This window comes from bacterium (genome assembly GCA_030685015.1).
Taxonomy (GTDB): Bacteria; CAIWAD01; CAIWAD01; order CAIWAD01; family CAIWAD01; genus CAIWAD01.
The window spans coordinates 38,863-62,861 of the sequence record JAUXWS010000060.1; the positions used below are offsets into that span (position 1 = coordinate 38,863).

Sequence of the window (23,999 nt, forward strand, 5' to 3'; positions counted from 1 at the left end):
TTCACCCAAGCCGGACGCGAATCCCATTGAAGGCCCAGGCCCAAGCCTCTGGGTGCACGCCTTCACCGGCCTGGCCCCGACTCCCGGAAGCTCCCTGGTCCGTCAAGGCCGGGCGGCCACCGGCTCCCAGGCCGGCCCCTCGCCGCCGCCCCGGCTGATCTGGCGGCGGCCCGTGCCGTCGGCCAGCATGATCCACACCTCGTCGCGATAGCTGTAGGCGATGTGCTGGCCATCGGGCGACCAGGCCGGATCGAAGTGGTTGCCCACCTCGTCGGTGAGGCGCACCCAGTCGCTGCCGTCGGGCCGCATCTGGAAGATCTGCCAACCATTGCGCTCCCGCGAGATGAAAGCGATCCATTCCCCATCGGGGGACCAGGCCGGGCAATCCGAGCCCGTGCCCAGGAAACTGATGCGCTGCTCGTCCACCCCATCCTTTGTGATCGTGTAGAGTTGCAGGCTGCCACTGCGGTCGCTGGAAAAGACCAGGTGGCGACCGTCCGGCGACCAGGAGGGATTGGTGTCGATGGCCGGATGGCGCGTCAGGCGGACCGGCTCGCCCGTGCGCCGCCCGGTGCCCGGATCCATCGGGATGAGGTAGATGTCGGTGTTGGCCTTGACCGTGGCCGCGCAGGCCAGCCAGCGGCCGTCGGGGGACCAGGTCGGCGCCGTCTCCGACTCGGGTCCGCCCAGCACCATCTCGGCCTCGCCCCCTTCGACGGAACCCACCCACAGGTCCGCGCCCCGCTCCAGATGCACCTGGGTCCAAGCGAAAAAACGGCCGTTGGGGGACCAGGTGGGTGTGACGCGCGTCCGTCCGCTGCGGCTGAGCACCTGGCGCTGCTCGCCGAAGAAATCGGCCAGGGTGAGCACGGTGCCGCCGCGGTCGGGCTGCACGTAGAGCACGCGCGAATCAAAGGGAGCGCGGTAACCGGTGAGCAGCAGGAGGATCTCCTGGGCCAGATCGACGGCCTGGCGGCTGGCGTCCTGCCCCAGGTGGATCATCCAGGTGGAGATGGGCACGCCGCCGTCGTGGGAGACGAGGGCGATCTCCAGATGCTCGCCGCCGGCTCCCCCCATCCCCGCGATCTTCTCGTCCAGCCGCACCAGGCTGGCCAGCTCCGGGTCGCTCATGAGGGACTTGTCCGGACTGCCGTACCAGAGCTGCAGGGTGCCCGCCAGGGAGAGGGCCTGGCGCAGGCGGTTCTCGAAGGTCTGGAGCAGGACGGAGCCGGCCAGGGGCGGGTTCAGCACGAGACCGGGGCGGTAGTAGCTCAGGGTGCGGGCTTCCAGCGCCACCTCGGGCACGGTGCCGGGAGGGAAGAAGCCGCCCGGCGGCATGTCCTGGGCCCTGGCGGGACGGCCCATCGCCAGCAGGAGAACCGCCACCAGCAGAATGAGGGGGCGCCCTTGCTTGAAGCGGCGCTTCTGGGGATGCTTATTCGTCGACAAAGGTGAAAGTCACTCCGATCTGGTCGAATGGAAAGGCAGGGGGCAGGGGCGGCAACACGGCCCGCGTGATGGCGCTCTTGCCCGACAAGTCCAGCCCCGGCAAGCCCGATTCCACCACCTGGGTCAGGTCCAGCACCTGGCCGCGCCGGTCCACCCGGAAGTGGAAGACGGCCCGCCGCCCGCTTGAGCGGGCCGGATAGGTGAAGGCCCGCTGGATGGCGTTCTCCAGGCGCAGCAAGTATTGACCCATGCCCGGCAGGTCGGGCTGGTCGGACATGGCGCCGGTGCGGCTGCCGCCCGCGCCGCGCGGCCCCGCTCCCGCATCCCGCGCCCCTCCCGACGTGCTCCGGCCCTCGCCCCGTGGCCGCCCTTCGGTGGCCGTGGCCTGCTCCGACTCCCGGCGGGGGCGTTCAGGTTCCGCGGGGGGGGTCTGGGGACGGGCGGGGGCCGGGTCCGGTGTGCGGGCGACCCGGGGCGCCGCCTCCTGCTTCGTCTCCGGCGCCGGCTCCAGGCGTGCCTCGGGCTCCGGGGCGGCAGGCCGCTCCTCCGCCGGTGCGGCCGCCTGCATGGCTTCGCTCACCCAGCCGGGCCGGTTCTGTCCACCGCCCGCCAGGCGCACCAGGCGGATCTGTAGGGGCGCCTCGCGCTTGAGCTGCGGGCCGCCCCACCACAGCAGGCCGGCCACCAGACCATGCAGGAGGAAGGAAATGAGCAGGAAGCGCGCGGACAGTGCGCCACCGCCGGAGTCGAGGGTATTCATGGCCGTCGGGAGTGGTCGGGGGGATCCGTCATCAGACCCACGTCCTCGAAGCCGGCCTCGCGGATGCGGTCGAGCAAGGCCACCACCTCGCCGTAGGAGACGCGCTCGTCGGCGGCCAGGAAGACAGGCAAACGACGGGCGCCGACGCTGTCGCCGCCGGCCAGGGGCAGGGCCTCCGCCAGCAGGCGCCACCCCAGGTCCTGGGCCCGGACCGGCTCGCGGCCCAGGACCAGCTGGCCGTCCCGCCGCAGCTCCACCGTGAGGCCGCGGTCGCCGCGCCGGGTGCCGCTCTCGGACTGGGGCAAGCCCACTTCAAGGGCCGTTTTCAGCACGGGGGCCGTGATCATGAAGATGACCAGCAAGACCAGGAAGACGTCGACCAGGGGGGTGACGTTGATCTCGGACAGGGGGCCGCGATCCGGCGCCGCTCTCATGCCGGACTCGTGTCCCGCACCAGGGCGGTGACGAGGTCGCGCAGGGATTCGCAGCGCTCCCGCAGGCGACGGGCGGAGGCCAGGAAATAGTTGTAGGCGATGGTGGCGGGGATGGCCGTGGCCAGACCCACCACCGTGGCGATGAGCGCCTCGGCGATGCCCGGGCCCACCACCTCCAGCATGGCCTGGCCCTGCTGGTTGCCGATGCGCAGGAAGGCCACCATCACGCCCCACACCGTCCCCATCAAGCCGATGAAGGGGCTGGCGCTGGACACGGTGGCCAGCAGGCTGAGATGACGATCCGCATCGGTCAGAGCGCGCCGTTCGGCCGAACCAAGGGCGCCCTCCCAGACTCCAGCTGGAGGAAGGGGCCGGTGTGCGCCGGCCCCCTGGGAAGCGGAATGCGGCAGCAGGCGGCGAACCGCCTGCTGCAGCATGAGGGCGCTGGGCGCCCCCTTGTGATGTTCGGCCAGTCGCAGCAGGTCGGGCAGCCCCCGCACCCGCTCGGCGCCCAACTCAAAGGCCCGTTCAGCCTGGGCGGCGCGCCGGAAGTACCGCACCCGATCCAGGATGGCCGCCCAGCTGAGCACGGACAGCACGACCAGAATCAGGAGCACGACCTTGGAAAAGAGCGATGCGTGAGCAATGAAGGCCCACAGGCTCATGGATTCAGGGCCTGGAACTCACAGCGACGGTTCTTGGACCAGGCGGACTCGTCGTGACCCGGATCGACCGGACGGGACTTGCCGTAGGAGATGGTCTCGAAGCGGCCGGCGGTCAAGCCGAGACGCACGAAGTAATCCTTGACGGCATTGGCGCGCTTGTCGCCCAGGGCCAGGTTGTAGGCCACCGAGCCGTTCTCGTCGCAGTGGCCTTCCAGGCGGACGCGCAGGTCGTCCAGGTTGCGCAGCACGTCGCCATGACGGGCCAGCTTGGACCGCGTGTCCTCGCGCAGCTCGAACTTGTCGAAGTCGAAGTAGACGGCGGTCAGCGAGTTGATGGCATTGGAACGAGCTTCCCGGGCCAGGCGCTCGGCCTCGGCGGCGGCGCGCTCGGCGGCGGCCAGTCGCTCGGCCTCGGCGGCGGCGGCCAGACGCTCGGCCTCGAGGCGGGCGGCCTCGGCGGCGGCGTCATCGTCAATGACCACCTGCTGCTCGGCGGCGGGCTTGGCCTTCTTGCTGCAGGAGGTGCTGCTGAATCCGGCCACGATCACCAGTGCGGCCAGCAGCGCGATCTTCATAGTCCTCATAAGCCTGTCTCCTCTCTTTGGGGCCAATCGAAGATTTTGCCCGGGTTCAGAATATTGTTAGGGTCAAAAAGCCGTTTGATATCCATTTGCAGTCGTTGGCTGAGCGGACTCAGCTCAAGCCCAATATAAGACTGCTTCCAACATCCCACACCATGTTCGGCGGAAATCGTGCCATCCAACTGGACAGCCAGCCGGAAGACCTCTCCCACCACCAACCACATGCGCCGGTTCTCCGCCGGGCCCGGCACCGTACTCAGGACATTGACATGCAGGTTCCCGTCGCCGATGTGTCCATAGGCCAGGACGGTCAGGCCGGCCTCGTCCCCCAGCCGGCGACTGGCCGCCAGACATTCCTCCAGGCGGTCCAGGGGCACGGCGATGTCCTCGGACAGCTTCTGGACGAAGCGTTCACGCGTGGTGGTGGACAGGCGGCGCCGCACCTCCCAGAGGCGCTCCCGCTTCTCGCCGCCGTCGGCCACCAGCACATCCAGGGCGCCGGCATCCAGGCAGGACCCGCCCAGCAACTCCGCCTCGCGCTCCACCTCCTCCTCGCCGCCGTCCGCCTCCAGCAGCACGACGGCGCGGCAGGCGGCGGGCAGGGCGAGGGGCAGCTGGTCCCGCACCAGGTCGAGGGCCCGCTCGTCCATGAACTCCATGCAAGAGGGGCAAAGGCCGGCCCGGAAGACGGTCGTGACCAGGCGTCCGGCGCTGGCCAGGTCCGGCAGGAGGGCGAGCAGGGTGCGCACGCGGCGGGGTTTGGGCAGCAAGCGCAGCACCAGTTTGGTGAAGATGGCCAGGGTGCCCTCGGAGCCGATCAGCAGGTCGCGCAGGCTGTAACCCACCACGCCCTTGCGCGTGCGGACGCCGCAGACGACCGTTTCGCCGCTGGGCAGGACGGCCTCGATCTGGAGGACGTAGGGGCGCGTGGCCCCGTACTTGACGCAGTGGGGGCCGCCCGACTCCTCGGCCACGTTGCCGCCCAGGCTGCAGGACTCCCAGGAGGCGGGATCGGGCGGGTAGAAGAGCCCGTGGGCGGCCGCCGCCGCCTGCAGGGTCATGTTGATCACGCCCGGCTCCACCACGGCGAAACGGTTGACGGGATCGATCTCCAGAATGCGGTTGAAGCGCGCCATGCTGAGCACGACGCCGCCCCGATTGGCCAGGGCGCCGCCCGAAAGGCCGGTGCCGGCACCGCGGGGCGTGACGGGGACATGGTGGCGGTTGGCCCAGCGCATCAGCGCCTGGATCTGCTCGACGGTCGTGGCATCGACCACCGCCTCGGGCAGGTGGGGCATCTTCAGCTCGTCGGCGGCGTAGGCCTGGCGGCGATCGTCGAGCACGAGCGCGGCCGCACCCACGGCCCGCTCCAGCTCGCGCAGCTGATCGGCTGTGATCACGGCCGGGTTCCGTCCCTCTTGCAACGGTCACGCAGTCAGCGGGGGCCCCTCCCCCGCCTCCCCCCGACGCCCTGGTCGAAGCGGCTCAGGTCCCGGGAAGGACGGGAAAGTCCTCGCCGTAGCGCTGATGGAGCGCGCGGATGAGGTCCTCTTCGTCGTGCTCCAGCCTGCGCTCGCGCCGCGCCTTGACCGTGCGGGCGGTGGCCAGGGCCTTCTCCAGGTCATAGGGGGCCAGGCCGTCCTGGGGGCCGCCCCACGAGAAGGGCGGAATCTCCTTGGGCGGGAAGCCGCCACCCCAGACGTTGGCGAAGACGCCCACCACCGTGCCCGTGTTGAACATGGTGTTGATGCCCGTCTTGGCGTGGTCCCCCATCATCAGGCCAACGAAACGCTCGCCCGTCGCCACCGGGCGCCCCAGCATGCGCACGGTGACGGGGCCGTAGTTGTTCTTGAGGTCGCTGTTGTTGGTGTCGGCGCCCAGGTTGGTCCACTCCCCCAGGTAGGCGTGGCCCAGGAAACCGTCGTGCTGCTTGTTGGCGTGGCCTTGGAGGATCGACTCCGCCACCTCGCCCCCCACCCGGCAGCCGGGACCCAGATGGCAACCGCCCAGCAGGCGCGTGCCCGGCTTGAGGCGGGAGTCCTCGCCGATGAGGCAAGGACCTTCCACGACGCAGAAGGGGGCAAGCCGCGCGCCCCGCTCGATGACGACGGGACCTGCCGCGGCGTCGATCACGCAATAGGGGGCGATCATGGCCCCCGCCTCGATGTGGATGCGCTCCGCCGCCATCAGCCGGACGGAGAGGTCGACGTTCTCCGGCGGCGCCGAGCGGCCGCTTTGGCGCAGCCGCTCCTCCAGCAGGAGGAAATCCGCCGCGGCGGCGGCGGGCAGGGCGTGGATCAGGTCCCACAGGCGGCCGGCCAGGCACATGCCTTCCGGACTCTCCACCACATCCAGCTCGGGGCCGCCCTCGTCCAGGTCGGCCAGCCCATCGGCCGCCAGGCGGGCGGCCAGCAGGATCTCCCCCTGCAGCATGCCCTGCCCCGGCTCGAGGGAGAGGATCGCCTCGGCGTCCAGCTCAAGCAGGCGGCCGTTGACCATGAGGATGTCCTCGCCCTGCTCCAGCTCGGGATGGGGCAGCCCCAGGCGGGCCGCCACCGGCTGGAGCGGCCCCCGGCAGAGGCCGCCCGTCGCCTCCAGGCCCAGGCGCCATTCAATGCGCTGGCGCAGCGTGCCCAGCCCGGTGCGCAGCTCCCAGACGGGGCGCAGTTCGGTCAAGGGGTAGAAGTCGCGGACGCAGGGGTCCTCGAAGAGGATCAGTCTCATGCCTCATCCATGCTTTGCAGCAGCTCGACCAGGCGGTCCAGCTCCTCGCGGGTGTGGTAGTCGATGCGGATCTGGCCGCGGTTGCGGTTGGGGCTGATGGAGACGCGCGCGCCCAGCGCGCCGCCCAGGCTCTCCTCCGCCTGCAGGATGTCGAAGGGCTTGACCACGGCGGGGGCCGGGCCCTCCTCGCGCTGGCGGCGGACCAGCTCCTCCAGTTGGCGGACGGAGAGATCGCGCTTCACGCAGATCTGCCAGAGCCGGATCTTCTCGTCGTCGGTGGCCAGCCCGAGCAGGACCTTGGCGTGCCCGTAGCTGATCTTGCCCTCCTTGAGGCTGACCTTGACCACGGTGGGCAACTTGTTGAGGCGCAGCAGGTTGCCCACTGCCGGGCGGCTCATGCCCAGACTCTGTCCCAGCTCGTCCTGGGTGAGGCCGTGCTCCTCGATCAGGGTGCGCAGCGCGGCGGCCAGGTCCAGGGGCGGCAGGTCCTCGCGCTGGATGTTCTCGAGCAGGGCGAGGCGCATCAGGCCCGCCTCGTCGGGGCGCTCCCGCACCAGGGCGGGGATATGGCGCAGCCCGGCCAGCTGACAGGCGCGCCAGCGGCGCTCCCCGGCGATCAGCGTGTAGAGGCCGCCATCCTCGAAGACAAGGACGGGCTGCAGCACGCCATTGGCGCGGATGGACTGGGCCAGCTCCTCCAGCTCGACCGGCTCGAACTCGCGCCGGGGCTGGTGGCGGTTGCGGTTGATCAGCTCGAGGGGCAACTGCAGCACGCGCCCGACGGCCGCCTCGCCGCCGCCCGACTCCTCGGGCGACCCCCCGGAGGGCTTCTGGATGAGGGCGGAGAGGCCCTTACCCAGTGATTTGGACCGATTCATCGAGGATCTCCTGGGCCAGGGCGATGTAGTTCTGGCTGCCCGGGCTGCCCACGTCGTACAGCAGGATGGGCTTGCCGTGGCTGGGCGCCTCCCCCAGCTTCACGTTGCGCCGGATGATGCTCTTGTACATGCGGTCGCCGAAATGGTCCTCCACCTCCTTGCGCACCATGTTGCAGAGGTTGAGGCGGCTGTCGTACATGGTGAGCACCACCCCCCGCACGATGAGCCGCGGGTTGAGGCTCTCGCGCACCAGTTCGATCGTGTTGAGCAGCTGGCTGAGGCCCTCCAGGGCGTAGTACTCGGCCTGGATGGGAATGATGACGCCGTCGGCGGCGCAGAGGGTGTTGACCGTGAGCAGGCTGAGCGAGGGCGGACAGTCGATCAGGATGTACTCGTAGTCCGCCGCCAGGACGGCCAGGGCCTTCTTCAGGCGGTACTCGCGGCCCAGGGCGGCCACCAGCTCCACCTCGGCGCCCACCAGGCGCATGGAGCTGGGCAGCACGTCCAGGCCCTCGAGCTGGGAGCGGACCACCGCCTCCCGCGCCTGGGCCGGCTCCAGCAGACACTCATAGATGCAGGCCCGGGATTCGTCCCGCTCCAGCCCGATGCCGCTGGTGGCGTTGGCCTGCGGATCCATGTCCACCAGCAGCACGCGCCGCTCGGAGACGGCCAGGCAGGCGGCCAGGTTGACGGCGGTGGTGGTCTTCCCCACCCCGCCCTTCTGATTGGAGAAGGCGATGATGTCGGCCATGGCCGAATATAGGAAAGGCCTCCACCCGTCCCTCTAGGCGCGGCGGGCGCGGTGGCGTCACTCGAAGAGGCGGACGAAGCTGTCGAAGGTCTCGCGGTTGTGCTCGTTGACCATCTCGCGCTGGATGATGCGCAGGGCTTGGTAGGGACTGACGCTGGTCTTGTAGGGCCGCACCGAGGTGAGGGCGTCGTAGACGTCGGCCAGGGAGCAGATGGCCGCGTAGAGATGGATCTCGTCGCCCTTCAGCCCGTTGGGATAGCCGCTGCCGTCCACCCGCTCGTGGTGCTGGGCGACGATGACGACAGCCTCGGCGCTGAGGACCTGCGTCTCCTCGACGATGGCCAGTCCGCGCGCCACGTGGCAGCGCATCTCCGATACTTCCCGGTCGTCGAAGCGGCCCCGCTTGTTGAGCAGTTCGGACGGGATGCGCGTCTTGCCGATGTCGTGCAGGAAGAAGCCGGCCGCCAGCTCGTGCATGTCGTGGGCGTCGCTCTGCTTGAACAGGAAGCGGGCGAAGAGCAGCGACAGCGTACCCACGTTGACGGAATGGGTCCAGGTGTAGAAGTCATGCGTGGTGATGCGCAGCAGGCTGGAGGCCAGGGCGTCGTCGGACATGACGACGTCCACCAGGTCGGCCAGGCCCGTCTTGTATTCGGCCAGGCGCGCCGCCGTGGGCTCGCTCATGAGCTGCTTCATCTGCTCGATGGAGGCGCGCTGCACGGCGCGGGCCTTGACGGGGGCGGGCAGGCGCTCGTTGCGGATCAATTCCCGGAACTCTTCGGTGATGAGCTTGTTCTGGTCCCACTCCCTGGGCGGGGCGATGTAGGTCTTGGTCTGCTTGAGCGGCGTGAGCGGCTGCCCCGCCGGCAGGGGGACCACGCTGCGCCCCGGATCGACCAGCACCTGGTGGATGCCGGCCTTGCTCAGGCGCTCCACGTCCTCCGTCTTCCTTAGTAGAAAACGGTTGCGCAGAAAGGGGTGCTTGTGCCAGGGCGGCGGCAGCACGATGAAGTGCCCCGCGCGCAGGTCCTTGACGGACACCTTCTGCAGTCCGGTCATCTCTCCTCCCGGTGCAGGATCTCCTCCTGCCCAACCCATGGTATCAAGCGGCCGGGGGGGTGCCGCCGGCTGGACAGATGTGCTCCGCCCGCATCCCTGTATCGGAAGGCGGCGAAGCGGAATTCACCATGGCGGTCCGGTCCGGGCCGGGGCCACGTCCGGCGCCACTTGTCGGATATTGAACAAAAACCGGTGGGGGGTGTCCAGGAGCGGACAGGCCCGGCCCATCATGCATGGCGGATAGTGGTCGACTTGTCAGGGAATCCAATATCCATCAATACTTTCACATGAGATGAACTGCACTGCGGTTCGACAGGCCCGCTTCTTGCGCAGGCGACCATTCCGGTGCCAATGGGGGAGTCGCAGCCAGGATGGCTGCACTTCGGCACACACAGAACCATACTCTTAAAACGGTGGAGTCGAACATGAAGCAAGCACTCTGTCTGACCCTTCTGCTGGGTCTGGCTGGTGGAGCCGCGGCAGGCAGCTACGCCGAGATGAAGGCGGGGATGGGGCCCGATCCTTCGCCCACACTCTCTTATCTGGCCACCTCCAATGGCCAGGTGGAGGTCCATGTGGCGGAGCTGGGCACGGACAACGCCGGCCGCTTCACCATCGGCACGGGCACGGGCGAATACCTGCTCTACGGCCATGAGTGGGACCCCTGGAGCACTTACGTGCGCATCCGCATCGACGGCATTGTCTACGCCCCCGAGGGCGGCGGCAACTACGACGTGGCCATGCTGCCCAGCTTCGGACCGGCCCTGGTGGGAAGCACCATCACCACCTCATGGCAAGCCGAGGGCATCCTCATCGTCCAAAACCTGACGCCTGTCGTGATCGACGGCCAGGGCACCGTGGAGATCGAGTACGCCGTGACCAACCTGGGCAACACCGAGCGCGACGTGTCCGTCATGCTGGAGATGGACACCATGGTCAACTGGAATGACGCGGCCCCCATCTCCACCAGCAACGGCTACGTGGACGTGGAGACCTGCTACAGCGGCAGCATGGTGCCCAACACCTGGCAGGCTTTCGAGGAAGGCCCGAACCAGGATCCCTCCCTGCTGGTGGGCTGCGGCATCCTCAACGGCCACGGCGCCACCCTGCCCCACTTCGCCGCCTTCGGCGCCTGGGGCAGCGTCTACAGCGGCCCCTTCGATTACGTGTGCTCCGGACTGCAGTACTGGGACAGCGGCTGCCTCCTGCGCTGGAACGCGGGTTATCTCAACCCCGGCGCCGGCGTCACCTACCGGACCTACTACGGCACCTGCACCACCATCACGCAGCCCGGCGAGCTGGCCCTCAACCTGGGCGGCACGGCCAGCCTGTCCTGCGTGGACGGGGTGCTGACGCCCAATCCTTTCGATGTCAACCTGCTGGTCACCAACACGGGTGGCGAGACCTGCCACGATGTGATCGCCACCATCACCCCGGGCCCCGGCCTGACGGGTGGTGATCCGGTCTGGATCGGCGACCTGGAGCCCGGCCAGGTGGGCGCGGCCTCCTTCTTCCTCACCGTGGCGGACAACTATTGCGACAGCTACGGGTATTTTCTGGTGGAAGTGTCCTCGGCGGACTGCGAGGGCAACGGGATCGGCCGCGAGATCTGGATCCCCTGCTGCGAGCAGGAGCCGGTGGGCGCCGATGAGCAGCCGCTCGCCTTCACCCTGGACGCGGCCTGTCCCAATCCTTTCAACCCGGCGACCACCATCTCCTTCACCATGATGGAGACCGGACCCGCCACCCTGACCGTCTTCAACCTGGCCGGCGCGCCGGTGGCCACCCTCTGGCAGGGGATGGCCGAGCGCGGCCGCCACACGGTGGTCTTCGATGCCGCCGCGCTGCCCAGCGGCGTCTACTTCTATTCGCTGGGCACGAGCCAGGGCGTGCAGACACGCAAGATGCTCCTGACCAAGTGATATGGTGCCTTCGTCAAGACCTATGTGATGATGGCTGTGTCACATGTTGATTTCCAATCCCCCGGCTGCGCAAGCAACCGGGGGATTTTGTTTGGGCGCGCGAGTCGTCGACGGTGAATCTGACTGATATCCGCGGGTTGGCTACCGCACCTGCTGGTGTTCGTCGGGAGCGGCCTCGGTCTAACATCGCGAGTCGGGCACAGGGCCTGTCGCATACTTGAGACGAGGATCCTCCTGCCGCGTCACGCGCCCATCTTCTTTCTCAACACCTTCTTTTCTTCTTCAGTGTCCGGCCTCCAGCGCCATCAAAGCGGCCCAGATGAAGCCGCAGAGTTCCCGGGCCAGGGCAGTGACGGCCTTGTTGACGTGCTTGGTCTGGGCCAGGTGCCAGAAGCGTCGGCCGAGCCGATGCTGGGCCTTGAGGGCGGCGGCTGGTCCGCCCGCCGTCATCCTGCCCTGCCTGCACAACTTCTGGGCCCGGCCCCTGGCCGCGGATCCACTGGCCCAGACATTTCGGACAACCCCTGGGCCGCCGACGAAGGCCACACCAACCTCTACGCCGTGCCTTTCCTCGTGACGGCCGCCAGCGTGGGCTCGGCCCTGCTGGACTTCCATTTCCTGGTGGACCATTTCCTGGGCGAAGTCCATGCCGGCGTCAACGAGGGACTCCACCTCAATGGCCTGCCCCTGCCCGGCACGCGGGGACCCCGGCGGCGCGCTTGGGGTCCCTTCGCCTCTCTCAGTCACGCCTGGATTGGGACGACGCGCGACCCAGCCGCCATCACCTATCGTCCGGAGGGAATCGCAGCGCAGGCTGTTCAATTCCCGTCCCTTGATCCACGACACAGCGTTGATCCTCATGGATGCATATACGTATAACGCCTTTGATGTGGTATTTCATACACACTTTAAATACTACTGTTGTATGGCATAATCCTTGCGCGAGGATCGCTCCAGGCGGGTCGGCGTGACCCGCACAAACTGGTGCCCTGAACTCCCACATCCGTTTGAAGCAAGGAGGAGGACTCATGGCGAGCTCACCCAGGGGATTCGTCGTGCTCACCTGCATCCTGTTTGGCGCCACGAGCTCAGTGGCCGGCACCATCATGGCCTGGGGGCTCAACACGGACGGTCAATGCGACGTGCCGCCGCCCAGCACCGGGTACATGGCCGTGGCAGGTGGCCTCTACCACAGTCTCGGCCTGCGCATGGACGGCTCCCTGGCGGCATGGGGCCACAACGTCCATGGTCAGTGCAATGTGCCCTTGCCCAACAATGACTTCGTTGGAGTGTGGGCGGGCTTCTTCCATAGCCTGGGCCTGCGGGCAAGTGGCGAACTGGCGGCCTGGGGCCAGAACAGCGCCGGCCAATGCAACGTGCCGCCCCCCAACAGCGGCTTCATCGCCGCCGCGGGCGGCAATGCCCACAGTTTGGGCCTCAAGGCCGACGGCTCCATCGTGGCCTGGGGGATCAACACCTGGGGCCAATGCAACATCCCGCCTCCCAACTCCGACTACGTGGCCGTGGCCGCTGCCGGGGACATCAGCATGGCGCTGCGGGCGGATGGAAGCGTGGTGGCATGGGGGCATCTGGATCAATGCCAAGGATGTGTGCCGGCGCCCAACAGCGGATTCACGGCCATCTCCATCGGGCACACCGGGACGCCCATTCTAGGGTTGAGAAGTGACGGGTCCATTGCCGCCTGGGGTGGCGGCAACCAGTATGGCCAACTGGACGTGCCGGTGCCCAACCAGGATTTCATGGCTGTCGCGGCCGGCCTTTTCGGCGGTCTCGGCCTGAAGACGGACGGGACACTGGTGGGCTGGGGCGACCAAACCAACGGCTTGTTCGATGTCCCCGCGCCGGATCCTTGCCGTCTTTTCACAGGCGTGGCCGCCGGCTTCGCCCACATCCTGGCCGTGGCCGAACTGGACGACTCGCCCGGGCTTCTGGAGGTGATTCCCCAAGCCATGTCCATCGACTGCGTGGGGGGGCAGCTTCCGTCGCAATCCACCTTGGTCGTGCAGGTGGCCAACTTGGGATGCGAATCCTGCCAGGGTGTCCATGTGGCGGTGGAAACACCGCCGGGCGGCGGCCTGATCCATGGCGAAAACGTCTACCCCTTGGGCACCCTGTCGCCCGGTGGGCAGGTGGAGCTTGCGATTCCCCTTGATCTGACCGGGTTGTGCGACACCTACGGCCTGTTCACCGTGCACGTCCTGTCCAGCAACTGCCCTCCCACGGGCATTGCCGGAGAGCTGTGGATCCCCTGCTGCGAGGAGGAGCCGGTGGGCGCCGACGAGCAGCCACTCACCTTCACGCTGGACGCGGCCTGGCCCAACCCCTTCAACCCGACCACCTCCATCTCCTTCACCATGGCAGAGACAGGCCCCGCCACTCTCACCGTCCACAACCTGGCCGGCGCGCCGGTGGCCGTCCTCTGGCAGGGCCTGGCCGCCCGCGGGGCTCACGACGTGGTGTTTGACGCCGGCGGCTTGCCCAGCGGCGTCTATCTCTACACCCTGGCGACGACGTGGGGAAGGCAAAGCCGGAAGCTGTTGCTTGTCCGTTAGAAAACAGGAGGATCTCGTGTCAGGAATAGGACCATTGACCATCGCGCTGGGTCTGGCATCGATCCTGGCGACGCAAGCGGCCATGGGCGGGATGATCATCGCGTGCGGTGGCAATAGTGATGGACAGGCCGTCAATCCGGTGGACCAGTACAACTTCGTCGCGGTGGAAGCCGGCGTGCTGCACAGCCTGGGGGTGAAAAGCAACGGTTCCATCGTCGCGTGGGGGGCCAACACCCACGGACAGTGCAACGTCCCGCCTCCCAACACCGGATTCATTGCCGTCGCCGGAGGATACGCCCATTCCCTGGGGCTCAAGGCCGACGGCTCCATCGTGGCCTGGGGCACCAACTCCCATGGACAATGCGACGTCCCACCCCCGAACACCGGCTTCGTGGCCGTGTCTGCCGGCTACTTGCATAGCCTGGCCTTGAAGTCCGATGGCAGCATCGTGGCGTGGGGATACAACGCCTTCGGCCAGACCACCGTGCCCGGCGTCAACAGCGGGTTCACCGCTCTTGATGCCGGTGCTTACCACAGCCTTGGCCTGAAGGCGGACGGGTCCATCGTGGCCTGGGGTAAAGGCGACAGTGGACAATGCACGGTACCGGCTCCCAACTCAGGCTTTGTCTCGATCAGTGGCGGCCTGGTCCACTCCCTCGGCGTCCGTGCCAACGGGTCGGTGGACGCTTGGGGCGACAACAGCTGGGGCCAGTGCAACGTGCCACCCCCCAATGCGGGCTTCGCCAGGGTGTCCGGCGGCGACACCCACAGCCGTGGCTTGAAGATTGACGGGAGCGTGATTGGTTGGGGAGACCTTTACGGCCACATCTATCCTCCACCTTGCCACCCCGGGCACCCGACGGTTCACACCGCCATCGCGGTGGGCAGATACCACAACCTGGCCCTGACAGAGGACGGAAATCTGGCGGAACAGGTCGTCGCCCCTGCCAGCCTGGTCTGTGACAATGGCCAACTGGACCCCGCCTCCTTCACCGTGGAGGTGTCGCTGAGCAATTCAGGTTGCGAACCTTGCGAGCAAGTCATCATCAACCTGATGACCTGGCAGAACCTGACTGGCGGCGGTCCCCCCATCTTCCTGGGAACGGTCAATCCAGGTGACACAGTGTCGGCAAGCTTCGTGCTTGAGCCCTTCGATGGCCCATGTGACCTTTATGGCCAGTATGGAATCGAGATCCTGTCCGCCAACTGCGCCGACACGGGACACGGCTATGAGATCTGGATCCCCTGCTGCGAGCAGGAGCCGGTGGACGTCGACGAGCAGCCCATGTCCTTTGGCCTGGACACGGCCCGGCCCAACCCCTTCAACCCGGCGACCACCATCTCCTTCACCATGGCGGAGACGGGTCCGGCCACCTTGACCGTGTACAACCTGGCCGGCGCGCCGGTGGCCACCCTCTGGCAGGGGATGGCCCAGCGGGGCAGCCACCAGGTGGTCTTCGACGCCTCCCACCTGCCCAGCGGCGTCTACTTCTATGCGCTGGGAACGCCCCATGGCGTGCTGACGCGCAAGATGGTCCTGGCGAAGTAGGAGGAGCCGACTCCCGTCCGCGACCGGCCGTCCCGCTCACGCAAGAGCCCCGACGCACCAACGCCGGGGCTCTTTGTGGACATCAACAGGCTGCGCGGCGGCTCCGGCGCAGCGTGGCCTCAGCGGGACCAGCGCAGCAGCGGCAGGATGGGCCATTTGGCGTTGGAGCGGTCGTGGTTGATCAAGCCCAGCTGCAGGCCCTGCAAGGAGGAACACTGGTTGAAGAGTCCGAACTGCAGGCCCTGCACCCCCTCCGACAAGGCGACCAGTCCAATCTGGAGGCCGGTCATGGCCTCGTTGCGGGAGACAAAGGCGGATTGGATGCCGGTCAGCCTGCCGCCGATCTCGCTGTAGATCCAGGCTTCCTGGATGCCGGTCAAGTTCCCCTCCACCCGGTTGACCACGCCCCACTGGATGCCCGTGCAGGAGCCGGTGAGGTGGTTGACGAGGCCCGCCTCGACGCCCGTGAGCGAGGCGTTGCGGCCGTAGATTAGGTTGAGGGCGACCCCCTCGATGTCGTCGCCGGCCGGACGCCATTGCACCGGCTCCCAGAGGGCCAGCTGGAAGGGCTTGGCCTCGGCGCCTTTCCACAGGGCGCCCGCCGCCAGAAGGGCGGCCATCAGATGCTTGCTCATGAATGCTCTCCTCTTCTGGTTCTGCCGTCCTCATCGCCATCGCCAAACTGGCATATTGGCCCGGCGCCCGTGACAGTCGCGGACACCTGAGGGAGAAGCCATGCACGGTCCCACCCTGGCCCGCCACCGCCACGACCACCTCGCCCAGCCCCGCCGCACGCTGGCCCGCCGTCGCACGGCCCAGGTGCTGGCCCTCACCCTGGCTGCCATGGCGGTGGAGATCGTGGCCGGCGTCCTCACCGGGTCCATGGCCCTGCTGGCCGATGGCTGGCACATGGCCACGCATGCCGCCGCCTTTGGCATCGCCCTCTTCGCCTACCGCTTCGCCGATCGCCACGCCGACAATCCCCGCTTCTCCTTCGGGACAGGCAAGGTGGGCGTCCTGGGCGGCTTCGCCAGCGCCATCTTGCTCGCCGCCGCGGCCGGCATGATGGCGGTGGAGTCCCTGCTGCGCCTGGTGGCGCCCGAACCCATCCGCTTCAACGAGGCAATCCTGGTGGCCGCCTTCGGCCTGGCGGTCAATCTGGTCAGCGCCTGGATGCTCTCCCGGGCCGCCGAGCCGGAGCCTGACCACCCGCAGGAGGCGGACCATGCCCACGCCCACCACGGCCATGACCACGACCACAACCTGCGTGGCGCCTTCCTTCATGTGGTGGCCGACGCCCTCACCAGCGTCCTGGCCATCGGCGCGTTGCTGCTGGGACGCAACCTGGGCTGGATCTGGCTGGACCCGCTCGCCGGGCTGGCCGGGGCGGCCCTCATCCTGCGCTGGGCCTGGAGCCTGCTCCGGGAGACGGCCCTTATCCTGCTGGACGGCGACGCCGGCGAGGAGCTGCGCGAGCAGGTGCGGGCCGTCCTGGAGGTGGATGGCGACACCCGCCTGGCCGACCTGCATGTCTGGCACCTGGGACCGAAACACCTGTCCGTCACGGTGTCGCTGGTGGCGGATCATCCCCAAGCCCCGGACCACTACAAGGCGCGGCTGGCCGACCTGCCGGGATTGGCGCACCTGGTGGTGGAAGTGCACGCCTGCGACCGCGGGGACTGCGGCGGTGAGGCGTCCGCCCACTCAAACTTGTTCAACAAAGAGACCTGAAAGCCCGGGGGAAGCCCGGGGGAGACTCGGGGGAGGCCCGGGGGAAGCCCGGGGGAGGCCCGGGGGAAGCCCGGGGGAAGCCCGGGGGAAGCCCGGGGGAAGCCCGGGGGAAGCCCGGGGGAAGCCCGGGGGAGACTCGGGGGAGGCCCGGGGGAAGCCCGGGGGAAGCCCGGGGAAAGCCCGCCCTCCCTCGCAGACCGCCGCTTGCGAGGACACACTGGTTCAGCATTGGGACGGTTTCCCAGGTGGGCGCCGGGGCCTCCGACCCCATCCCCAACTGCCGCATGGCCAGGCATCACGCCCGCCGCGATGGCCAAGCCGGCGGTCCGCTACTGCAACATGGCCAACATCACACCAGCCGCGATAGCGGAACCGATCACGCCCGCCACGTTGGGTCCCATGGCATGCATGAGCAGGTAGTTGCCGGGATCGGCCTTGGCGCCCACCATGTGCACCACCCGCGCGCTGTCCGGCACGGCGCTGACGCCCGCCGCCCCGACCAGGGGGTTGACCCGGTCCTCCGGCTTGAGGAAGAGGTTCATCAGCTTGGCGAAGAGGACGCCGCCCGCCGTGGCCACCATGAAGCTGACCGCGCCCATGGTGAAGATGCCGATGGACTTGGGCGAGAGGAAGGTCTGGGCCTGGGTGGAGGCGCCCACGCAGACGCCGAGGAGGATGGTCACGCTGTCGATCATGGCCGTGCGCGCCGTGTTGGCCAGGCGCTCGGTGACGCCGCTCTCCTTCAGCAGGTTGCCGAAGAAGAGCATGCCCAGCAGCACCATGGCGCCCGGTGCGAGGAAGCAGATGAGGAGGAATCCGATGATGGGGAACAGGATTTTCTCCCGCTTGCTCACGGCGCGGGACGGCTTCATGCGCATCTTCCGTTCCGCGGGGGTGGTGAGCAGCTTCATGATGGGCGGCTGGATGACCGGCACGAGGGCCATGTAACTGTAGGCGGCGATGGCGATGGAGCCGATCAGGTGCGGCGCCAGGCGGCTGGAGGCGAAGATGGCGGTGGGCCCGTCCGCTCCGCCGATGATGCCGATCGCCCCCGCCTCCTGGATGGTGAAGCCGAAATAGAGGGCGCCCAGCAGCGTGGCGAAGATGCCCAGCTGGGCCGCCGCCCCCAGCAACACCAGCTTGGGATTGGAGATGAGGGCGCTGAAGTCGGTCATGGCGCCGATGCCGAGGAAGATGAGGGGCGGATAGACGCCCTTGAGCACCCCCTGGTAGAGGATGTTCATCACGCTGCCATCCTCGTAGATGCCGATCACCTGGCCGGGGAAGAAGGGGATGTTGCCTAGCAGGATGCCGAAGCCGATGGGCACCAGGAGGAGGGGTTCATAATCCTTGGTGATGGCCAGCCAGATGAAGAGCAGGCCCACGGCGATCATGACGTAATTGCCGATGATGCCGTTGGCGAAGCCGCTGTATTGCCAGAACTCGATCAGGGTTTCCATGGGTCTTCCTCAGTGGGAACGGTGGATGCGTGACCTCAGCCGGCCTGCACGACCAGCAGGACCTCGCCCTCCAGCACCGTCTGGCCCTCGCGCACCCGCACTTCCTTGACGACACCACCGGTGGGGGCGTGGATCTCGTTCTCCATTTTCATTGCCTCCATGATCAGCACGTTCTGGCCGGCCTGGACCTTGTCCCCCACCTGCACCAGCAGTTTGAAGATGTTGCCGGGCAGCGGCGCCTTGATCATGCCCACGCCGATCTCGGCCCCGGGCTTCTCCGTGATGGTGGTCTTGGCCACCGTGTCGGGGATGACCCGCGTGCGCTCCAGGCGCGGCGTCTTGCTGGGCGCCGCCTCCTCGGGCAGGAACTCCACGTTGAACTCCGAGCCGTTGACCGAGACCCGGGCCCCATCCTCATCGCGGCGCAGCACCTTGATCTCGTAGGTGTTGCCCTGCAGGCGGAACTTGTAGGTGCGTGCCATCTCTCCTCCTAACTCCGGCCGGTCCGCTCGCGCACGATGGTGCCGGTGGCACTGGCGGCGCGGAAGCGGATGCGATGGGTGTGCAGGCTGTTCTTGGAATCCATCAGCCAGGGACTGAAGGGCTTGAACATGCGCGTCCAGGTGAGGCGCTGTTCCTCCAGCTCGGCCAGGGCCAGGTGGTCCAGATGGAGGGCCATGGCCACGGCGGCGATCAGTTCGGCCGAGGCGGGCAGGCCCTCGTCGCTGGTGACAACTGGCGCCAGCGGCTTGGAGAGCTGCACCTGGCTGTAGTCCTCGCCCCCCCGGGCGGAGCCCGGCGCCAGGGCCGGCGCCGGCCGGTTGAGCAGGCGGCTGGTGGTCTTCATGGCGGCCAGCAGCGTGATCAGGCCCAGGAAGACGGTTCCCATGCCGAAGACGAGCGCCTTGAGGCCGATGTCGAATGCGCTTTCCATCCGGGTCTCCTCAGAGGGGGATGTTGCCGTGCTTCTTGGGCGGGTTGCCGTCCTTTTTGGATGCGCACATCTCCAGGGCGCGGATGAGCCGGAAGCGGGTGCGGGAGGGCTCGATCACGTCGTCCACGTAGCCCCGGCCGGCCGCCACGTAGGGATTGGCGAAGGTTTCGGCGTATTCCTTCTCCTTCTCCGCCAGAAATGCGCCCGGATCCTCCGCCGCCGCCGCCTCCTTGGCGTAAAGGATCTGCACGGCCCCCTTGGCCCCCATCACCGCGATCTCGGCGCTGGGCCAGGCGTAGTTGATGTCGCCGCGGATGTGCTTTGAACTCATCACGTCGTAGGCGCCGCCGTAGGCCTTGCGCGTGATCAGCGTGATCTTGGGCACCGTCGCCTCGCAATAGGCATAGAGCAGCTTGGCGCCATGGCGGATGATGCCGCCGTATTCCTGGGCGCTGCCCGGCAGGAAGCCCGGCACGTCCACCAGGGTGACGATGGGAATGTTGAAGGCGTCGCACAGGCGCACGAAGCGGGCCGCCTTGTTGCTGGCGTTGATGTCCAGCACGCCGGCCAGGAAGCTGGGCTGGTTGGCCACGACGCCCACGCTGCGCCCGTTGAGCCGGCCGAAGCCGGTGATGATGTTGGGGGCGAAGTAGCGCTGCTGCTCGAGGAACTCGTTCTCGTCGAGGATCTCGAGGATGACCTCCTTCATGTCGTAGGCCTTGCTCGAGCTTGCCGGGATGATGGTGGAGAGGACCGGGCTCTCGCGGTCGTAGGGGTCGCGGCAGGGGGCCTGGGGGGGCTCCTCCATGTTGTTCTGGGGCAGGTAGGAGAGCAGCTTGCGCAGCAGGATGAGGCACTCCTCCTCGTCCTCCGCCGCGTAGTGGACCACGCCGCTCTTGGCCACGTGGACCATGGCGCCGCCCAGGTCCTCGTCGCTCAGCTCTTCGCCGGTGACGGCCTTCACCACCTTGGGGCCGGTCACATACATGGTGGAGGTCTTCTTCACCATGATGATGACGTCGGTCAGGGCCGGGCTGTAGACGGCGCCGCCGGCGCAGGGCCCCATGATGGCCGACAGCTGCGGTATGACGCCGGAGGCCATCACATTGCGCTGGAAGATGTCGGCGTAGGCGGCCAGGCTCTCGATCCCCTCCTGGATGCGGGCGCCGCCCGAATCATTGAGGCCGATGACGGGAGCGCCCATCTTCATGGCCATGTCCATCACCTTGCAGATCTTCTCGGCGTAGGTCTCGGAGAGGCTGCCGCCCATCACCGTGAAGTCCTGGCTGAAGACGAAGACGAGGCGGCCATCGATGGTGCCCGATCCCGTCACCACGCCGTCCCCCAGGATCTGCTGCTTCTCCAGACCGAAGTTCGTGCAGCGATGCTGCTTGAACATGTCGTATTCCTCGAAGCTGCCGTCGTCCAGCAGCCGCATGACGCGTTCCCGGGCCGTCAGCTTGCCCTTGGCATGCTGGGCCTCGATCCGCTTCTCGCCTCCGCCAAGCTGGGCCTGGCGGCGCAGGGCACGCAGTTTCTCCACGCCGGGATTCATGCGGCGCTCCTCATGCTGTGGCGGTCTTCCCAATCCTGGGACCGCCCGTGGCCATCTTGTCAATCCAGGGAAGGGACTGCCCAAAGTGATTTATCCGTCAAGGACTTCACCTCGATCCTCCGCCAATTCCCTGCAATGAGCACATGACGTGCCAGCGCATGGCGGCGCTGCCGTCTGCGGCGAACTGTATTACTTTGGCCGGGCGGGACAGCTCTCTGGCGGCTCCGCCCCACGTCCGGGAGATCCATGAAGGATCCGCTCCGTCCTCTTCCCCAAGGCCTGAAACATCTTATGGTCGCAGCCCTGTTGCTGCCGCTGTTGTCCTCGTGCCGCCCCATCCACACGCTGCACCGTCAGGTGGCGGGGCCGGATCTCGTCCCGGACCCCCGCTGCCCTGCCTCAAGGCCCACCTGCTCGACGGCGGCGTGCGGGTCTTCGAGACATGGGCGGTGGACGAGGAGCGCCGCCGGGATGCCAACGGCGCATTCTGGACCGGCCCGGCGGCCGGCCCCGCGGCCCTGGCCGCCCTGCGCGAGGAGCGCCTGCTGGCCACGGAGCCAAGCGACACCTACCACCTGCACTACCAGGTGCCGGCGGATCTGGCGGGGGCGGCGGCCTTTCTCGACACCCGCGGCTGGTATCTGGAGTGGAGGCGCGAGGAGTGGCTCCGCGAAGAGGATCCCCGCGCCCTGGGCTGCACGGCCAGCCGCAGCCCCAAAGGCTATCGGGCGGACGCCGGCGCTCGGCCCGAAAGGTGGCCGGCGAGCTGCTCGCGGTGGATGCGGACACTCTTCACCTGCTGGTGAGGGACGGGGAGGTGGACCTCCTTCCCTGGGCGAGGATCCGCCGGGGCCGGCTGAAGGCCTGGCCGGGTGAATCCCGCGAGGCCTTGGGTCAGGGCGGGCTGCTGGCGCTGCTTTCCGTCGGCCACGGCATGTTAGGGCTGGTCACGCTGCCGTTCGCCTTGCTGTCCAGCGCGGCTGTGATGAATGAGCTGTCCAGTGAGCCGGTCATCAAGGTGTCGAAGAAGCAGGTGGAGCAGCTGCGGCCCTTCGCCCGCTTTCCCGGCGGCTGGCCCGCGGGCCTGGATCCCGCCACCCTGGTGCTCTTGACGCCGCCCGCCGGACCCGTCAAGATCAATTCGCTCCCTCGCCGCTGGCCGTCGCGAGAAAATCCCTGACTGCCACGGACTGCTTGATGGCTCAGGTGGCGGCCTGACTCAGGCCAGGGCGCGCTCCCGGGCAGATCGGGAGGACCAGGGCCGCTCCGCGAGGGCGGCATTGCCGAGGCCGGGCTCGGCGCTGATCTCCCGGCCCAGCCAGGGGGGCGGATCGAACTCTTCGCCGGGGGCGCCCAGTTCGATCTCGGCAATGGCCAGCCCTTCATTCTCCCCATGAAAGACATCCAGCTCCCAGCTGCGCCCGGCGTGGTCGAGGCGGTGGCGCGTCTTCTCCACCAGATGCGGCGGGCAGAGGGCCAGGCCCTCCCGCGCCTCGGCCGGCGGCAGCTCCACCTCCCACTCGGGCCGCACCAGGGCCCCATCCACCAGCCGGCTGGGACCTTTCACCGTCAACCAGGCCCGCTCGCGGCCGTCCGGCGCCACGGCCAGGCGCAGACGCACCGTCCGCTCCCCGCCGCGGCACAGGTAGCCCTGCACCAGGCGCGTGCCCCTCCGCCCTTCCACCACGGCGGGATCGGCCACGAGGAAGCGGCGTTCGATCTCATCCCTCATCCCGTCCCCCCGTGCTCTACCGGAACTAGGCCGCCCATCCGCCTCAACGGTCCGCCGGGTCCACCCGCAGGCGCACCGTGGCCTCCCGTCCCCGCTCCACCGTCACCCACTCCATCCGCACGTCGGCGGAGCCGTCCTCCCGACGCCGCCCGCTGCTGAGCAGGTAGCGGCCGGCGGGCAGCTCCAGCGGCATGGCCAGGGCGGAGAGGGGCTCCTGCCAGCCCAGATCCACCGGCTCCAGATGCCCCTCCATCCAGCGCGCCAGGCACCAGTCCTTGAAACAGGGCGCCGTGGCGGAGAGGCTGTCCGCCGCCGTGATGAGCAGGCGGCCGGCGGGCCGGCCCAGCGCCCGCTCCTTCTCCTTGAAGAGGACGACGGACCGCCAGGAGCCCGCCTCCCAGCGCTCCAAGCGCCCGCTGAGGGGCTCGATGCGGGCGGGGAGGCCCCTGGCCCGGCAGAAGCCCAGATAGAGGCGCCGCAGATCTTCCGTCGTGCCGCCGCCCAGGCTCAGCACCTGGGCCGGCGTGAGGGGGGCGCCCAGGCGGTCGGCCGCCTCGTCCCGGCGCAGGTGGCGGCGCATCCAGGCAAGGAGGGCGCGGTCGCCGCGGGAGGCGGCCAGCTCCGGCCGGGCGGCCAGGAACTCCGCCAGGGCGCCGCGCCAGGGTCGGCACGGCTCGCCCCCGAGGCGGGGCGGCAAAACATGGGCGCGCCAGCGGGCCAGGGCCAGCGAGTCGGAGGGCCGCGGCTGCCCGGCCAGCACCGCCTCGTGGTCGCGCAGGGTGGCCAGGTCCAGCTCGGCCAGATCCTTGTCCGAGGAGGCCGCCAGCAGCTCCAGCCGCGCCACGCGCTCCGCGTCGCACCCGACGGGCAGCGCTCCCCAGCGCAGGCGCCCGTCGGCCCCCGGCAGGGCCACGACCCCCGCCGCGAAGGAGTGGATGACGCCCCAATTGCCGCGGGCCCGCCGGTAGAGGTCCAGCACCCGGGAGGGCTCCCATCCCGCCGAGGACACCTGGTCCAGCCACTCCCGCAGTGCGAGGCTGTCCGGGCAGTCTCCGCCCTCCGCTCGCTGCCACTCCGGCAACCAGCGGCCGCAGAGGCGCGCCTCGCGCAGGGAGTCGTTGCGCTGCAAGAGGCGCTGGAAGTCGTGGTCCGCCCGCCGCACGGCCGCCGTGTCCACCAGGCCGCGGGCCAGTCCCTCGGCCGAGATGAGGCCCGCCGCGGCCGCCGCCGCCGGGCGCGCCG

The 23,999-nt window shown here is 68.4% G+C and carries 24 protein-coding genes; 6 read left to right on the forward strand and 18 right to left on the reverse strand.

All coding sequences use genetic code 11. The features are described from left to right. Window positions 1–102: 102 nt before the first annotated feature. From Q8O14_08845 to Q8O14_08890, 10 genes are all read right to left on the reverse strand, one after another. Window positions 103–1,449: a hypothetical protein gene (locus Q8O14_08845; protein ID MDP2360847.1), complete on the reverse strand. Its 1,347-nt coding sequence runs from the start codon at window positions 1,447–1,449 to the stop codon at window positions 103–105. Beyond that, entirely contained in the window at window positions 1,436–2,209 is a 774-nt protein-coding gene (locus Q8O14_08850) for a cell envelope integrity protein TolA (GenBank protein MDP2360848.1), read from the reverse strand. Before Q8O14_08850 ends, Q8O14_08845 begins: the two co-directional genes overlap by 14 nt. Continuing rightward, entirely contained in the window at window positions 2,206–2,643 is a 438-nt protein-coding gene (locus Q8O14_08855; protein MDP2360849.1) for a biopolymer transporter ExbD, read from the reverse strand. The genes Q8O14_08850 and Q8O14_08855 overlap by 4 nt, the downstream gene beginning before the upstream one ends. Then, complete coding sequence (locus Q8O14_08860; GenBank protein MDP2360850.1) at window positions 2,640–3,308, reverse strand: MotA/TolQ/ExbB proton channel family protein; 669 nt, start codon at window positions 3,306–3,308, stop codon at window positions 2,640–2,642. The genes Q8O14_08855 and Q8O14_08860 overlap by 4 nt, the downstream gene beginning before the upstream one ends. Continuing rightward, a complete protein-coding gene (locus Q8O14_08865; GenBank protein MDP2360851.1) occupies window positions 3,305–3,892 on the reverse strand; it encodes an OmpA family protein in 588 nt (195 codons plus the stop codon). Before Q8O14_08865 ends, Q8O14_08860 begins: the two co-directional genes overlap by 4 nt. Further along, on the reverse strand, window positions 3,889–5,289 hold the full coding sequence (locus Q8O14_08870) for an FAD-linked oxidase C-terminal domain-containing protein (protein ID MDP2360852.1): 1,401 nt from the start codon (window positions 5,287–5,289) through the stop codon (window positions 3,889–3,891). Before Q8O14_08870 ends, Q8O14_08865 begins: the two co-directional genes overlap by 4 nt. Before the next feature lie 85 nt (window positions 5,290–5,374). Next, the gene (locus Q8O14_08875) at window positions 5,375–6,613 is read right to left on the reverse strand and encodes a putative sugar nucleotidyl transferase (GenBank protein MDP2360853.1); all 1,239 of its coding nucleotides are present in this window, start codon (window positions 6,611–6,613) and stop codon (window positions 5,375–5,377) included. Then, entirely contained in the window at window positions 6,610–7,491 is an 882-nt protein-coding gene (locus Q8O14_08880) for a ParB/RepB/Spo0J family partition protein (GenBank protein ID MDP2360854.1), read from the reverse strand. The genes Q8O14_08875 and Q8O14_08880 overlap by 4 nt, the downstream gene beginning before the upstream one ends. Continuing rightward, window positions 7,466–8,242 (reverse strand): AAA family ATPase, encoded by a 777-nt coding sequence (locus Q8O14_08885; protein MDP2360855.1) that lies wholly within the window; start codon window positions 8,240–8,242, stop codon window positions 7,466–7,468. The genes Q8O14_08880 and Q8O14_08885 overlap by 26 nt, the downstream gene beginning before the upstream one ends. Before the next feature lie 57 nt (window positions 8,243–8,299). After that, a complete protein-coding gene (locus Q8O14_08890) occupies window positions 8,300–9,301 on the reverse strand; it encodes a DUF3391 domain-containing protein (protein MDP2360856.1) in 1,002 nt (333 codons plus the stop codon). Window positions 9,302–9,726: 425 nt separating this feature from the next. Here Q8O14_08890 and Q8O14_08895 point away from each other — a divergent pair, with 425 nt between their 5' ends. Beyond that, entirely contained in the window at window positions 9,727–11,223 is a 1,497-nt protein-coding gene (locus Q8O14_08895) for a T9SS type A sorting domain-containing protein (protein MDP2360857.1), read from the forward strand. A gap of 282 nt (window positions 11,224–11,505) precedes the next feature. Here the strand turns inward: Q8O14_08895 and Q8O14_08900 are convergent, their stop codons facing one another. Continuing rightward, a complete protein-coding gene (locus Q8O14_08900; protein MDP2360858.1) occupies window positions 11,506–11,673 on the reverse strand; it encodes a hypothetical protein in 168 nt (55 codons plus the stop codon). 578 nt (window positions 11,674–12,251) lie between these two features. Between Q8O14_08900 and Q8O14_08905 the strand changes: the two genes are divergently transcribed. Together Q8O14_08905 and Q8O14_08910 are read left to right on the forward strand one after the other, a co-directional pair. Beyond that, window positions 12,252–13,796, forward strand: a complete 1,545-nt coding sequence (locus Q8O14_08905; GenBank protein ID MDP2360859.1) for a T9SS type A sorting domain-containing protein — start codon at window positions 12,252–12,254, stop codon at window positions 13,794–13,796. 34 nt (window positions 13,797–13,830) lie between these two features. Next, window positions 13,831–15,345: a T9SS type A sorting domain-containing protein gene (locus Q8O14_08910; GenBank protein ID MDP2360860.1), complete on the forward strand. Its 1,515-nt coding sequence runs from the start codon at window positions 13,831–13,833 to the stop codon at window positions 15,343–15,345. Window positions 15,346–15,464: 119 nt separating this feature from the next. Here the strand turns inward: Q8O14_08910 and Q8O14_08915 are convergent, their stop codons facing one another. Continuing rightward, window positions 15,465–15,980, reverse strand: coding sequence for a hypothetical protein (locus tag Q8O14_08915; GenBank protein MDP2360861.1), 516 nt, complete (start codon window positions 15,978–15,980; stop codon window positions 15,465–15,467). Window positions 15,981–16,080: 100 nt separating this feature from the next. Between Q8O14_08915 and dmeF the strand changes: the two genes are divergently transcribed. Continuing rightward, window positions 16,081–17,076 carry a CDF family Co(II)/Ni(II) efflux transporter DmeF gene (gene dmeF / locus Q8O14_08920; protein ID MDP2360862.1) on the forward strand — a complete coding sequence of 332 codons (996 nt, stop codon included), beginning with the start codon at window positions 16,081–16,083 and terminating at the stop codon, window positions 17,074–17,076. Between the two features lie 329 nt (window positions 17,077–17,405). Here dmeF and Q8O14_08925 read toward each other — a convergent pair whose 3' ends face one another. The 4 genes from Q8O14_08925 to Q8O14_08940 are packed head-to-tail and all read right to left on the reverse strand — an operon-like array spanning window position 17,406 to window position 21,025. Continuing rightward, the gene (locus tag Q8O14_08925) at window positions 17,406–18,536 is read right to left on the reverse strand and encodes a sodium ion-translocating decarboxylase subunit beta (protein ID MDP2360863.1); all 1,131 of its coding nucleotides are present in this window, start codon (window positions 18,534–18,536) and stop codon (window positions 17,406–17,408) included. 35 nt (window positions 18,537–18,571) lie between these two features. Beyond that, window positions 18,572–19,018, reverse strand: coding sequence for a biotin/lipoyl-containing protein (locus Q8O14_08930; protein ID MDP2360864.1), 447 nt, complete (start codon window positions 19,016–19,018; stop codon window positions 18,572–18,574). A gap of 8 nt (window positions 19,019–19,026) precedes the next feature. Further along, the gene (locus Q8O14_08935) at window positions 19,027–19,470 is read right to left on the reverse strand and encodes an OadG family protein (protein ID MDP2360865.1); all 444 of its coding nucleotides are present in this window, start codon (window positions 19,468–19,470) and stop codon (window positions 19,027–19,029) included. Window positions 19,471–19,480: 10 nt separating this feature from the next. Continuing rightward, entirely contained in the window at window positions 19,481–21,025 is a 1,545-nt protein-coding gene (locus Q8O14_08940; protein ID MDP2360866.1) for an acyl-CoA carboxylase subunit beta, read from the reverse strand. A 326-nt stretch (window positions 21,026–21,351) separates the two neighbouring features. Here Q8O14_08940 and Q8O14_08945 point away from each other — a divergent pair, with 326 nt between their 5' ends. Continuing rightward, the gene (locus Q8O14_08945; protein ID MDP2360867.1) at window positions 21,352–21,831 is read left to right on the forward strand and encodes a hypothetical protein; all 480 of its coding nucleotides are present in this window, start codon (window positions 21,352–21,354) and stop codon (window positions 21,829–21,831) included. 11 nt (window positions 21,832–21,842) lie between these two features. Then, window positions 21,843–22,205, forward strand: a complete 363-nt coding sequence (locus Q8O14_08950; GenBank protein ID MDP2360868.1) for a hypothetical protein — start codon at window positions 21,843–21,845, stop codon at window positions 22,203–22,205. Window positions 22,206–22,244: 39 nt separating this feature from the next. On the opposite strand, the gene Q8O14_08955 is transcribed toward Q8O14_08950, so the two are convergent. Both Q8O14_08955 and Q8O14_08960 read right to left on the reverse strand, forming a co-directional pair. Continuing rightward, complete coding sequence (locus tag Q8O14_08955; protein MDP2360869.1) at window positions 22,245–22,757, reverse strand: CYTH domain-containing protein; 513 nt, start codon at window positions 22,755–22,757, stop codon at window positions 22,245–22,247. 43 nt (window positions 22,758–22,800) lie between these two features. Continuing rightward, window positions 22,801–23,999, reverse strand: a 1,199-nt coding sequence (locus Q8O14_08960) for a hypothetical protein (protein MDP2360870.1), incomplete at its 5' end; no start/stop codon positions are given.

Coding starts and splice junctions, on each gene's coding strand:
- Q8O14_08850 (MDP2360848.1), bottom strand. CDS start 2,209: ATGAATACCCTCGACTCCGGCGGTGGCGCACTGTCCGCGCGCTTCCTG.
- Q8O14_08855 (MDP2360849.1), bottom strand. CDS start 2,643: ATGAGAGCGGCGCCGGATCGCGGCCCCCTGTCCGAGATCAACGTCACC.
- Q8O14_08860 (MDP2360850.1), bottom strand. CDS start 3,308: ATGAGCCTGTGGGCCTTCATTGCTCACGCATCGCTCTTTTCCAAGGTC.
- Q8O14_08865 (MDP2360851.1), bottom strand. CDS start 3,892: ATGAGGACTATGAAGATCGCGCTGCTGGCCGCACTGGTGATCGTGGCC.
- Q8O14_08875 (MDP2360853.1), bottom strand. CDS start 6,613: ATGAGACTGATCCTCTTCGAGGACCCCTGCGTCCGCGACTTCTACCCC.
- Q8O14_08880 (MDP2360854.1), bottom strand. CDS start 7,491: ATGAATCGGTCCAAATCACTGGGTAAGGGCCTCTCCGCCCTCATCCAG.
- Q8O14_08885 (MDP2360855.1), bottom strand. CDS start 8,242: ATGGCCGACATCATCGCCTTCTCCAATCAGAAGGGCGGGGTGGGGAAG.
- Q8O14_08890 (MDP2360856.1), bottom strand. CDS start 9,301: ATGACCGGACTGCAGAAGGTGTCCGTCAAGGACCTGCGCGCGGGGCAC.
- Q8O14_08895 (MDP2360857.1), top strand. CDS start 9,727: ATGAAGCAAGCACTCTGTCTGACCCTTCTGCTGGGTCTGGCTGGTGGA.
- Q8O14_08900 (MDP2360858.1), bottom strand. CDS start 11,673: ATGACGGCGGGCGGACCAGCCGCCGCCCTCAAGGCCCAGCATCGGCTC.
- Q8O14_08905 (MDP2360859.1), top strand. CDS start 12,252: ATGGCGAGCTCACCCAGGGGATTCGTCGTGCTCACCTGCATCCTGTTT.
- Q8O14_08915 (MDP2360861.1), bottom strand. CDS start 15,980: ATGAGCAAGCATCTGATGGCCGCCCTTCTGGCGGCGGGCGCCCTGTGG.
- dmeF (MDP2360862.1), top strand. CDS start 16,081: ATGCACGGTCCCACCCTGGCCCGCCACCGCCACGACCACCTCGCCCAG.
- Q8O14_08925 (MDP2360863.1), bottom strand. CDS start 18,536: ATGGAAACCCTGATCGAGTTCTGGCAATACAGCGGCTTCGCCAACGGC.
- Q8O14_08930 (MDP2360864.1), bottom strand. CDS start 19,018: ATGGCACGCACCTACAAGTTCCGCCTGCAGGGCAACACCTACGAGATC.
- Q8O14_08935 (MDP2360865.1), bottom strand. CDS start 19,470: ATGGAAAGCGCATTCGACATCGGCCTCAAGGCGCTCGTCTTCGGCATG.
- Q8O14_08940 (MDP2360866.1), bottom strand. CDS start 21,025: ATGAATCCCGGCGTGGAGAAACTGCGTGCCCTGCGCCGCCAGGCCCAG.
- Q8O14_08955 (MDP2360869.1), bottom strand. CDS start 22,757: ATGAGGGATGAGATCGAACGCCGCTTCCTCGTGGCCGATCCCGCCGTG.